The organism is Bradyrhizobium sp. WSM4874 (assembly GCF_055811835.1).
The window spans coordinates 56,663-68,597 of the sequence record NZ_JBVVPR010000017.1; the positions used below are offsets into that span (position 1 = coordinate 56,663).

The window sequence follows — 11,935 nt, forward strand, 5'->3', positions numbered from 1 at the left end:
CTTATGCTCCCGTCGTACGCCCGAAGGCGTCCTGCCAGCGCAGGAAGGGCGCGGCCGCGATCTCGATCAGCCAATCCGTGAGCTTGCCGAGGATCGCGAAGATCACGATGGCGGCGAGGATCTGCGCGGGCTTGCCGAGCTGCTGACCGTCGAGCAGGAGGTAGCCGAGGCCTTCAGACGCGCCGATCAGCTCGGCCGCCACCACGAACATCCAGCCCAGACCAAGACCGACGCGCAACGACACGACATAGGCCGGCAGCACCGCGGGCAGCAGGATACGGCGGATCATGGCAGGTCCGGAGAGACGGAAGGTGCGACCGACCTCGACGATCTTGCGATCGACGATGAGGATCGCGCCCATCACGCCGAGATAGACCGGGAAGAACACGCCGACCGCGATCAGCGCGATCTTCGAGGTCTCGAAGATGCCGAGCCAGAGGATGAACAGTGGCACCCAGGCCAGCGATGGAATTGCACGCAGCGCCTGTACGGTCGGATCGAGCAGCCGCCGCGCCAGCGACCAATAGCCGGATATGGCGCCGAGCAAGGTGCCCGCGACCACGCCGAACGCAAAGCCAAGGCCGACGCGCCACAGTGTCGCGGCGATGTGACGGCCCAGTTCGCCGGAGCGGGCAAGATCAGCGATGGTGGCGAACACGCGCGAGGGCGGCGGCACCAGCCGGCCGTTGGACCAGCCGCGCCAGACCAGGAACTCCCAACCGAGCGCGAGGGTCAGTGGCAACAGCAATCCCAGCGTCGGCCCCGCATAGCGCGACAGCCGCGAGGGCGCGGCGCTCTCGGCCGGTTCCGAAGATTGTTGCAGCACTGGCGCGTCGGAGATCATGGCCGTAGGAAGCGCGTCTGATCGGGGATTGCAAGGGCGCGCGGCACTCTTGGCGTCGTCCCGGACAAGCGCAGCGAAGCGGAGCGCAGATCCGGGACGACGACCGAGTTTGCCGCGCACCTGCCTTCAATTCGTCGGCAGCGGAACCTGGTCGTCGATCAGAGCGTCGAGCGTTGCCTTCACATCGACCTTGGCATCGACGACGCCGGCCTGTTGCAGGGCGAGGCCCGCGGCGAGGATCGATTCGCGCTGGGGCGCGCCGATGCGGCTGTGGGTCAGCTCAGTGCGCTCCTTGAGCTGCTTGTCGACGACAGGCTCCGGCAGCTTGGTCACGGCGATGAAGGTCTTCTTGAGCTCGTCGTAATTCGCCAGCGAATATTTGCGCGCCTCTTCGTACACCGCGAGCACGCGGCGCGCGGCGTCAGGATAGTCTTTCAAAAACTGCTCGCGCACATTGAGGATGCCCCAAGTGTTGGCGTCGGCCTTGCGGTAGAACAGTTTCGCGCCGTCCTCGACCTCGGCCTGCGCCATCATCGGATCGAGCCCGGCCCACGCATCGACGTCGCCGCGGATCAGCGCGGTCTTGCCGTCGGCGTGCTGGAGCAGCACCGGGGTGATGTTCTTTTCGGTGAGACCTGCGCCAAGCAATGCGCGCACCAGGAAGATGTGCGGATCGGTGCCGCGCGTCACCGCGGCGCGCTTGCCCTTGAGGTCGGCCACATCAGCGATCTTGGAATCCTTTGATGTCACCAACGCCGTCCATTCGGGCCGCGAATAGACGTAGATCGACTTGATCGGGTTGCCGTTGATACGCGCGACCAGCGCCGCCGAGCCCGCGGTCGAGCCGAAATCGATCGAGCCCGCATTGAGGAATTCGAGCGCTTTGTTGGAGCCGGCCGACTGCACCCAGGTGACGGTGATGCCGTCCTTGGCGAACTCCGTTTCCAGGAGCCCCTTCTGCTTCAGGACCATCGACACCGGATTATAGGTCGCCCAGTCGATACGGATTTCCTTGAGCGGATCCGCCGCCCGCGCCGCGGGGGACACGGCAAGAGCGACCGCTCCCGCCAGCAGTATGCGTCGTGTAAACCTGGTCATGCCCGGCCTCCTCAAAACTTCATTGTTTTTCAATGAGTTATATCTAGAGGTCAACGAGAAAATCCATCCCTCGAAAGCGCGCCGGCTGAGAACAGCTTTGCCCAAAGCCGCACCTTTCCAGCATGGAACGACCATTGCGAGAGAATGGCGGGTGACAGCGCCTGCCGCCTCTTATATCCGGTGAGACATGGACAGCGTCGCGACTGAGCAAAAGGCCGAGGTGGACGATCGCTTCGACACCGCGCGGATCACCGCCGCGGTCGATGCGCTTGCCGAGAAGCATCAGGGACGCGAGGACGCGTTCCGCACGGCCATGGCGCAACTGCTCAAGGCCGAGCTGATTGCGTCGCGCGCCGCGGCACAGACGATCCTGCTGAAGGATCGCCACGGCCGGCGCTGCGCCGAGCGGCTGTGCCACGTGCAGGACGAGATCATCCGCATCCTGTATTCGGCGGCAACGCGCCATCTCTACCGCTCGCCGATCCCGAGCGGTGCCGAGCGCATGGCGGTGGTGGCGACCGGCGGCTATGGCCGCGGCCTGATGGCTCCCGAGTCCGACATCGATCTGCTCTTCATTCTGCCCTACAAGCAGACCGCCTGGGGCGAGCAGGTCGCCGAGGCCATCCTCTATTGTCTCTGGGACATGGGGCTGAAGGTCGGTCATGCCACGCGCTCGGTCGACGAGTCGATCCGGCAGGCGCGGGGCGACATGACGATCCGTACCGCGATCCTGGAGACACGCTTCCTCACCGGAGACCGGCCGCTCTATGACGAGCTGGTCGCCCGCTTCGACAAGGAGGTCGTGCAAGGCACCGCGTCGGAATTCGTCACCGCGAAACTCGCCGAGCGTGAGGAGCGGCATCGCCGCGGCGGCCAATCGCGTTATCTGGTCGAACCCAACGTCAAGGACGGCAAGGGTGCCCTGCGCGACCTGCACACGCTGTTCTGGATCGCGAAGTACGTCTACCGCGTGAGCGACACCGACGAGCTGGTCGGCCGCGGCGTATTCGACGCGCAGGAATACCGCACCTTCCGCCGCTGCGCCGACTTCCTCTGGTCGGTGCGCTGCAATCTTCACTTCCACTCCGGCCGCGCCGAAGAGCGCCTCTCCTTCGACCTCCAGCGTGAGATCGCGGTCCGGCTCGGCTACACCTCGCATCCCGGCATGCAGGACGTCGAGCGCTTCATGAAGCACTACTTCCTGGTCGCCAAGGAAGTCGGCAATCTCACCGCCATCCTCTGCGCCAAGCTCGAGGACCAGCAGGCCAAGCCCGCGCCGGTGCTGAGCCGGATGATGGCGCGGCTACGCCCCACCGCGGTGAAGCGGCGGGTGCCCGACAGCGACGACTTCATCGTCGACAACAACCGCATCAACGTCGCCGCGCCCGACGTCTTCAAGCACGATCCGGTCAATTTGATCCGCATCTTCCGCCTGGCGCAGAAGAACAATCTCGCCTTCCACCCGGACGCGATGCGTGACGTAACGCGCTCGCTCGGCCTGATCAACGCGCAGATGCGCGAGAATCCCGAGGCCAACCGGCTGTTCATGGAGATCCTGACATCCGACAATGCGGAAATCGTGCTGCGGCGGATGAACGAGACCGGCGTGCTCGGCCACTTCATCCGCGCCTTCGGCAAGATCGTCTCGATGATGCAGTTCAACATGTATCATCACTACACCGTCGACGAGCATTTGATCCGCTGCGTCGGCTTCCTCCAGGACATCGAGCGCGGCGGCATCGAGGAATTCGCGGTGGCGAGCGACCTGATGCGCAAGATCCGGCCTGAGCATCGCTCCGTGATCTACATTGCGACGCTGCTGCACGACGTCGCCAAGGGCCGGCCCGAGGATCACTCGATCGCCGGCGCCAAGGTGGCGCGACGGCTTTGCCCGCGGCTCGGCTTCAGTCCGGCCGACACCGAGCTCGTGGCCTGGCTGATCGAGGAGCATCTGACGATGTCCACGGTCGCGCAGTCGCGCGATCTCTCCGACCGCAAGACCATCGAGAATTTCGCCGCCGTGGTGCAGTCGGTCGAGCAGATGAAGCTCTTGACGATCCTGACCACCGCGGACATCCGCGGCGTCGGCCCGGGCGTGTGGAACGGCTGGAAGGCGCAGCTCTTGCGCTCGCTGTACTACGAGACCGAACCGGTGCTGACGGGCGGCTTCTCGGAGGTTGACCGCGGCAAGCGCCTCACGGCCGCATACGCCGAATTCCGCAACGCCTTCGCGGAATGGCCGGCGGAAGAGCTCGACGCCTATATCGGCCGGCACTATCCGGCCTATTGGCTCAAGGTCGAGCTGCCGCGCAAGATCCGCCACGCGCGCTTTGTCCGCGCCAGCGAGCAGGCCGGCCACAAGCTCGCGATCAATGTCGGCTTCGACGAGGTGCGTGGCGTCACCGAGCTGACCATCTTCGCCGCGGACCATCCGTGGCTGCTGTCGATCATCGCAGGCGCCTGTGCCTCGGCCGGTGCCAACATCGTCGATGCCCAGATCTACACCACGACCGACGGTCGCGCGCTCGACACCATCTCGATCTCCAGGGAATACGACCGCGACGAGGACGAGGGACGGCGCGCCACCCGTATCGGCGAGATGATCGAGGACGTGCTGGAAGGCAAGCTGCGTCTGCCCGAAGTGGTGGCGCGGCGCACCGTGCGCGGCAAGGCGCGGCCGTTCGTGATCGAGCCGGAAGTGACCATCAACAACCAATGGTCCGACCGCTACACAGTGATCGAGATGTCCGGTCTCGACCGCCCGGGCCTGCTCTACGAGCTGACCACCGCGATCTCGAAGCTCAACCTCAACATCGCCTCGGCCCATGTCGCGACCTTCGGCGAGCGCGCCCGCGACGTGTTCTACGTCACCGATCTCCTGGGCGCACAGATCAGCGCGCCGACGCGCCAGGCCGCGATCAAGAGCGCGCTGACCCACGTGATGGCCGGCGACAAGGCGGTTCAGCCGGCGGCGTGAGCGGGCAGACCTAAACCGCCACGCCTTCATGCCGCAGCAGCCAGCGCTTGCGCTCGAGGCCGCCGCCATACTTCACCAGAGAACCATCGGCGCCGATCAGGCGGTGGCAAGGCAGCACCACGCTGATCGGGTTGGAGCCGTTGGCATGGCCGACGGCGCGGATGGCCTTGGGCATGTCGATCCTGGCAGCGAGCGCGCCATAACTCATCGTGGTGCCGGCAGGGATTTGCGCCAACGCATTCCAGACCTTCTGCTGAAACGGCGTGCCGGCAATGCGCCAGGCGATGCCTGAGAGCTGGCCGAGGTCGCCGTCGAAATAGCCCGACAGCGCGGTCCGCATGGCCGCGGGCGCGAGTTGGTCACTCAGCTCCACCACACCGTAGTGCAGGCGCAAAAGCCCGCGCATGCGGTGCTCGTAATCCTCCCAGTCGAGCGCGCGCAAGGCGCCCGCGGCGTCGGTGACCAGCAGCGCAATCCCGATCGGCGTCGCCAGCCGATCGAGGCCGAAGCTTACAGGTGGGTTGGTCGGTCGCGCGGGCATTGCAGCACCATGGCATCGAAACACGCCATCGCACTTGCCACGCCCGCCGTGCTAACGTCCACCCGAAAGCTGACGCTGGGGGAGCTCAACTTGATCTGGATCGCGAATATCCTGGTGGCGCTGGTCGCCGCACTGCACGCTTACTTCCTGATCCTGGAGATGTTTCTCTGGGACAAGCCGCAGGGCTTGAAGGTTTTCCGCAACACGCCGGAGAAGGCAGCAATCACAAAGGTGCTGGCCGCCAACCAGGGGCTCTATAATGGCTTCCTGGCCGCAGGCCTGGTCTGGGGGCTGGTGCACGGCAATCCGGCCTTCGCCTTCCAGATCAAGGCGTTCTTCCTGCTCTGCGTGATCGTGGCCGGCGCTTATGGCGCGGCGACCGTCAGCACGCGCATCCTGATGGTGCAGGCGCTGCCGGCGGCGCTCGCGCTGTTAGCGTTGTTCCTGACCTGAGACGCCATAGCGCGGCGCCGCGATCCTTGCGCGTCGCCTGCCCTTCCTCCACAATCTCCGACAGCGATGGCGACCGTTGGCAATCAACGGGAAAAGACCGTCGGTCGGAAATTCCGTCAGGAGGAACAACCCACATGAACAATCGCAGAGCCTTCATCACTGCCACGGCGGCACTCGCCTTCGCGTTCTCCGCCAACCAAGCTCTCGCCCAGAAGAAATACGACACGGGCGCGAGTGACACCGAGATCAAGATCGGCCAGACCGTGCCGTTCTCCGGGGCCTATTCCGTCTACGCCAATATCGGCAAGACCCAGGCCGCCTACTTCAAGATGATCAACGATCAGGGCGGCATCAACGGCCGCAAGATCAATCTGATCCAGTATGACGACGCCTATTCGCCGCCGAAGACGGTCGAGCAGGTGCGCAAGCTCGTCGAAGGCGACGAGGTGCTGTTCACCTTCCAGATCATCGGCACAGCCGCGAATGCCGCCGTGCAAAAATATCTCAACGGTAAGAAGATCCCGCAGCTCCTGGCCTCGACCGGCGCTGCGCGCTTTAACGATCCGCAGAACTATCCCTGGACCATCGCCTATAATCCCAACTACGTGTCCGAGGGGCGCATCTACGCCAAGTACATTCTCAAGGAGCATCCGAACGCCAAGATCGGCGTGCTCTATCAGAACGACGACATGGGCCGCGACTATCTTGCCGGCCTCAAGAGCGGGCTCGGCGACAAGGCCGCCAGCATGATCGTCGGCGAGGTGTCCTACGAGGTCACCGATCCAACGGTGGACTCGCAGGTGGTCAAACTGAAGTCGCTGGGCGCCGATCTTTTCTACGACGCCTCTACGCCGAAATTCGCGGCACAGGCGATCAAGAAGGTCGCCGAGCTCGGCTGGACACCGGTGCACATTCTCGACATCAACGCGAGCCCGATCTCGGCGACGCTGAAGCCGGCCGGCCTCGAGATCTCCAAGGGCATCATCTCCACCCAATACGGCAAGGAGCCCAGTGATCCCCAGTGGAAGGACGATCCGGGCGTGAAGGCCTTCTTTGCCTTCATGGACAAGTATTTTCCGGAAGGTGACAAGCTCAATACCGTCAACACTTATGCTTATTCAGTCGCCGAATTGCTGACGCAAGTGCTGAAGCAGTGCGGCGACGACCTGTCGCGTGAGAACGTCATGAAGCAGGTCGCCAACATCAAGGACTTCACCCCGAGCTTCGCGCTGCCCGGCATCAAGATCAACACCGGGCCGAACGACTACCGCGTCAACAAGCAGATGCAGATGATGAAGTTCAACGGCGAGCGCTGGGAGCTGTTCGGCCCGATCATGGAGGATGCGGGTCCAGCGGGTTAGTCTCTCGGAGATTTCAGAGGGTGGGTCACGCCCGGCGGACGCGCTTCGCGCATCCGCCGGGGCTGGCCCACCTTACGAAGTCGCTACGAAGCCGCGCATGCTACGAACTAGGGGCGCACGCCCAGCTTGCGTTGCAACAATGCCTCCTCCAGTATCGCGCTCAGCGGTGACTTCGGTGCGCACAAGCGCACCCGATTGATCACCGGCAATAAACACTGAGGAAATGCGAATGAGGAATGGAATTCTGCATCTGGCCACTGCAACGGCGCTGACCCTGGCGCTGTCGATGCCGGCGGCCAATGCCCAGAAGAAATATGATCCGGGCGCCAGCGATACCGAGATCAAAGTCGGCCAGACCGTGCCGTTCTCGGGACCGGCGTCGGCCTATGCGTCGATCGGCAAGACCCAGGCCGCCTATTTCAAGATGATCAACGACCAGGGCGGCATCAACGGCCGCAAGATCAACCTGATCCAGTATGACGACGCTTACTCGCCGCCGAAAGCGGTGGAGCAGGTGCGCAAGCTGGTCGAGAGCGATGAGGTGCTCTTGACCTTCCAGATCATCGGCACGCCATCGAATGCGGCCGTGCAAAAGTATCTCAACTCCAAGAAGGTGCCGCAGCTGTTCGCGGCCACAGGCGCCTCGAAGTTCACGGACCCGAAGAACTTTCCGTGGACGATGGGGTACAACCCGAACTATTTCGTCGAAGGCCGCATCTACGGCCAGTACATCCTGAAGGAATATCCAAACGCCAAAGTCGGCGTGCTCTATCAGAACGACGACCTCGGCAAGGACTATCTGAACGGCATCAAGGCCGGACTCGGCGACAAGGCCGCCAAAATGATCGTCAACGAGTCCTCCTACGAAGTCTCGGACCCGACGGTCGATTCGCAGATCCTCAAGATCAAGGATGCGGGCGCCGATCTGTTCTTCAGCGCCAGCACGCCGAAGCAGGCGGCGCAGGCGATCAAGAAGATCGGCGAGATCGGCTGGAAGCCGGTGCAGATCGTCGACATCAACGCCACCTCGGTCGGCGCGGTGATGAAGCCTGCCGGTCTCGACGCCGCCAGGGGTGTGATCAGCGTCAATTACGGCAAGGATCCGCTCGACCCGACCTGGAAGGACGATGCCGGCCTGAAGAAGTATTTCGACTTCATGGCGAAGTACTATCCGGACGGCGACAAGGATTCGAACTTCAACACCTACGGCTACGGCACCGCCCAGCTTCTGGCCCACGTGCTGCAGCAGTGCGGCGACAACCTGACGCGCGAAAATGTCATGAAGCAGGCGGCGTCGCTAAAGGACGTGACCAGCGATATCGCCCTGCCCGGCATCAAGGCCAACACCTCGGCGACCGACTACCGCGTCAACAAGCAGCTTCAGATGATGAAGTTCAACGGCGAACGCTGGGAGCTGTTCGGCCCGATCCTGGAGGATGCGGGTCCGGCGGGCTAGTTCCGCACGGTCATTCCGGGCTGGCGCGCAAGCGCCAGACCCGGAATCTCGAGATTCTCAGGTGCGCAATTGCGCACCTGAGTTCGATGCTTTCGCATCGCCCCGGAACGACGTGACTCTACTCCGGCACCTCGCCAAAGTTCTTTCCCACGGGCAACACCGCATGCCGAATGAGCCGTGAATCCTCCACCGCGGCCTGCCTGTGCTTTACCGCCTCGCGATAGACGGGATCGCGGATCATCTCGACGAAGGCGGCGACGCTTGGGTATTCGGCGATGAAGCAATGGTCCCAGCGCTCAGTCTCGGGGCCGATCAGCATCAGTTCGAATTTGCCCTGCCAGACGATGCGGCCGCCGAGGCGTTCGAACACCGGGCCACTCTCGCGGCCATAGGCCGCATAGGCTTCCGCACCGCTTGTCTTACGGCCGTCCGGATAGGCCGCCTCTTTGCGCAAGCGCACCAGGTTGAGCATGTGGATCGGGCCGGGGCGGTCGTTGTCCCGGAACTGCGCGAAAATCTCCTTGGTCGGATCGATGTGGCCCATCTGAGTTCCCTGTTGTTTTATGCCGGCGATCCTAGCCCCGCCGTCGAACCGGCGGAACTGCAGTCATCGAATGCCGCACCTCCTAATCCCGCGTTAAGCTCTGGGTAACCGGGCCTTAAACAGCGACCGCTAGCGTGCGGCGGGGCGGGCTCACCGGGCGTTTGCGTATGGGGTTGGGAAAGAAAAAGGGTGGGCGGAAGGAGCCGTTGTTCGGCTTGCCTGCGGCACTCGCCGATCTGCGCCTGACCGCGGCCGACCGCATTCCCGGCGGCGACGACAAGCCGAAGAAATCAACGAAATCATCTGCCAAGCGCAAGAGCGAGGATGCCGGCGACGAGCCGCCGCGCGAGCGGAAGGCGCCGGCCGGCCGCGGCAGTGCCAAGCGGCGATCCAAGTCGCGCATTGGCGCCAATCTCGGCCGCCTGCTCTATTGGGGCGCGGTGCTGGGCCTGTGGGGCGCAATCGCCGTGATCGGCGTCGTGATCTATGTCGGCGCTCATCTGCCGCCGATCCAGTCGCTGGAAATCCCCAAGCGGCCACCGACGATCCAGATCGTCGGCATCGACGGCAGCATGCTGGCGCAACGGGGCGAGATGGCGGGCGCCAATGTCGCGCTGAAGGATCTGCCGCAATATCTGCCCAAGGCGTTCATCGCCATCGAGGACCGCCGCTTCTATTCGCATTTCGGCATCGATCCCGTAGGCATCCTGCGCGCGCTCGTCACCAACGTGCTCCATCGCGGCGTGTCGCAGGGCGGCTCGACGCTGACGCAGCAATTGGCGAAAAACCTGTTCCTGACCCAGGAGCGCACCATGGCGCGCAAGCTGCAGGAAGCGGAGCTCGCGATCTGGCTGGAGCGCAAGCACTCCAAGAACGAGATCTTGGAGCTCTATCTCAACCGCGTCTATTTCGGCTCCGGCGCCTATGGCGTCGAGGCCGCCGCGCAGCGCTATTTCGGCAAGTCGGCCAAGAACGTCACCGTCGCGGAGGCCGCGATGCTGGCCGGCCTCGTCAAATCGCCCTCGCGGCTCGCGCCGAACCGCAACCCCGAGGGCGCAGAAGCGCGCGCGAAAATCGTGCTCACGGCGATGGCGGATGCCAAATTCATCACCGAAGCGCAAGCGCAGGCCTCGATCGGCCAACCCTCCTACAATGTGAAGCCGGTCGGCGCCGGCACGGTCAATTACGTCGCCGACTGGATCGGCGAGGTGCTGGACGATCTGGTCGGTCAGATCGACGAGAGCATCAAGGTCGAGACCACGATCGATCCGAAGCTCCAGAGCGTCGCGGAAGCCGCCATCATCGACGAGCTCGCGGCCAAGAGCGTGAAATTCAATGTCAGCCAGGGCGCGCTGGTGGCGATGACGCCTGACGGCGCCGTGCGCGCCATGGTCGGGGGCCGGAACTATTCCGAGAGCCAGTACAACCGCGCGGTCACTGCCAGGCGCCAGCCGGGCTCCTCGTTCAAGCCGTTCGTGTACTTGACCGCGCTCGAGCAGGGGCTGACGCCCGACACGCTCCGCCAGGACGCGCCGATCGAGGTCAAGGGCTGGAAACCTGAGAACTACACCCACGAATATTTCGGCGCGGTGACGCTGACCCAGGCGCTCGCGATGTCGCTCAACACGGTCGCCATCCGCCTCGGCCTCGAGGTCGGACCGAAGAACGTGGTGCGCACCGCGCACCGGCTCGGCATCTCCTCGAAGCTCGAGCCCAACGCCTCGATCGCGCTCGGCACCTCCGAAGTCTCGATGGTCGAGCTGGTCGGCGCCTATGCACCCTTCGCCAATGGCGGCTTCACGGCGACGCCGCATGTCGTCACGCGGATCAGGACGCTCAGTGGCAAGCTGCTCTACATGCGCCAGGCGGACGAGCACAACCAGGTGGTCGACCCGCGCTATGTCGGCATGATGAACGCGATGATGCGGGAAACACTGATCAGCGGCACCGCCAAGAAGGCGGAGATCCCGGGCTGGCCGGCGGCCGGCAAGACCGGCACCAGCCAGGACTACCGTGACGCCTGGTTCATCGGCTACACCGCCAACCTCGTCACGGGCGTGTGGCTCGGCAATGACGACAACTCGCCGACCAAGAAGGCGACCGGCGGCGGCTTGCCGGTCGAAGTCTGGTCGCGCTTCATGAAGACGGCGCACGAGGGCGTGCCGGTGGCAGCCTTGCCAAGCTCTCCAGGTGGCTGGGGCCTGTCGAACCTCGCGCAGGCGACGTCGCAAGTGTCGCCGCCAACGGCGGTAGCGCCCGCACCGGCACCAGCCAGCAACGGCGGCTATCGCCCGCCCCCCACGCGCGCCAATGCGCGACCGGAAGCAGCCGCAGGACTCGATGGCTGGCTGATGGACCGGCTGTTCGGCGGAAATCGCTAGGTTCTGCTTGAGGTCCGGGTGACCTCAAAACAAAAACTGCGAAAACAACCCCATGCACAGTAGCCGAGGATAACGAAATCAACGGCTTGCGCGGGCAGCACAGACGCTGGAATCGCGCGCTGGGCTGTCATTCCCCGCGGAGGCGGGGAAGCCAGTACGCCGCGGCTTCTTGATTCAATAACAACTGTCTCTGGAATACTGGATCGCCCGCCTTCGCGCGGCATGACAGGGAGTGGAGAAAGTTGTCGCGAGCCGCCCGAAAGAAAACCCCCAAACAAAC

The 11,935-nt window shown here is 64.0% G+C and carries 9 protein-coding genes; 5 read left to right on the forward strand and 4 right to left on the reverse strand.

Annotated features, from left to right (window positions below; genetic code table 11):
- Position 1: 1 nt before the first annotated feature.
- Together AC0L3P_RS19050 and AC0L3P_RS19055 are read right to left on the reverse strand one after the other, a co-directional pair.
- A complete protein-coding gene (locus tag AC0L3P_RS19050; protein ID WP_473303931.1) occupies positions 2 to 844 on the reverse strand; it encodes an ABC transporter permease in 843 nt (280 codons plus the stop codon).
- A 126-nt stretch (positions 845 to 970) separates the two neighbouring features.
- Positions 971 to 1,942, reverse strand: coding sequence for an aliphatic sulfonate ABC transporter substrate-binding protein (locus tag AC0L3P_RS19055; RefSeq protein WP_473303933.1), 972 nt, complete (start codon positions 1,940 to 1,942; stop codon positions 971 to 973).
- Positions 1,943 to 2,129: 187 nt separating this feature from the next.
- Here AC0L3P_RS19055 and AC0L3P_RS19060 point away from each other — a divergent pair, with 187 nt between their 5' ends.
- A complete protein-coding gene (locus tag AC0L3P_RS19060) occupies positions 2,130 to 4,919 on the forward strand; it encodes a [protein-PII] uridylyltransferase (RefSeq protein ID WP_473303936.1) in 2,790 nt (929 codons plus the stop codon).
- 10 nt (positions 4,920 to 4,929) lie between these two features.
- Here AC0L3P_RS19060 and AC0L3P_RS19065 read toward each other — a convergent pair whose 3' ends face one another.
- Entirely contained in the window at positions 4,930 to 5,460 is a 531-nt protein-coding gene (locus AC0L3P_RS19065) for a methylated-DNA--[protein]-cysteine S-methyltransferase (protein WP_275168631.1), read from the reverse strand.
- 9 nt (positions 5,461 to 5,469) lie between these two features.
- On the opposite strand from AC0L3P_RS19065, the gene AC0L3P_RS19070 reads away from it, so the two are divergent.
- The 3 genes from AC0L3P_RS19070 to AC0L3P_RS19080 all read left to right on the forward strand — a co-directional run bounded on the left by AC0L3P_RS19070 (position 5,470) and on the right by AC0L3P_RS19080 (position 8,730).
- Positions 5,470 to 5,913 (forward strand): DUF1304 domain-containing protein, encoded by a 444-nt coding sequence (locus AC0L3P_RS19070; protein ID WP_354205885.1) that lies wholly within the window; start codon positions 5,470 to 5,472, stop codon positions 5,911 to 5,913.
- A 134-nt stretch (positions 5,914 to 6,047) separates the two neighbouring features.
- Positions 6,048 to 7,274: an ABC transporter substrate-binding protein gene (locus AC0L3P_RS19075; protein ID WP_473303940.1), complete on the forward strand. Its 1,227-nt coding sequence runs from the start codon at positions 6,048 to 6,050 to the stop codon at positions 7,272 to 7,274.
- A gap of 229 nt (positions 7,275 to 7,503) precedes the next feature.
- Entirely contained in the window at positions 7,504 to 8,730 is a 1,227-nt protein-coding gene (locus AC0L3P_RS19080) for an ABC transporter substrate-binding protein (protein ID WP_473303942.1), read from the forward strand.
- A 118-nt stretch (positions 8,731 to 8,848) separates the two neighbouring features.
- On the opposite strand, the gene AC0L3P_RS19085 is transcribed toward AC0L3P_RS19080, so the two are convergent.
- Positions 8,849 to 9,274 carry a DUF1330 domain-containing protein gene (locus tag AC0L3P_RS19085; RefSeq protein WP_275168638.1) on the reverse strand — a complete coding sequence of 142 codons (426 nt, stop codon included), beginning with the start codon at positions 9,272 to 9,274 and terminating at the stop codon, positions 8,849 to 8,851.
- Between the two features lie 167 nt (positions 9,275 to 9,441).
- Between AC0L3P_RS19085 and AC0L3P_RS19090 the strand changes: the two genes are divergently transcribed.
- Positions 9,442 to 11,655, forward strand: coding sequence for a transglycosylase domain-containing protein (locus tag AC0L3P_RS19090; RefSeq protein ID WP_473303944.1), 2,214 nt, complete (start codon positions 9,442 to 9,444; stop codon positions 11,653 to 11,655).
- The last annotated feature ends 280 nt before the right edge of the window (positions 11,656 to 11,935 follow it).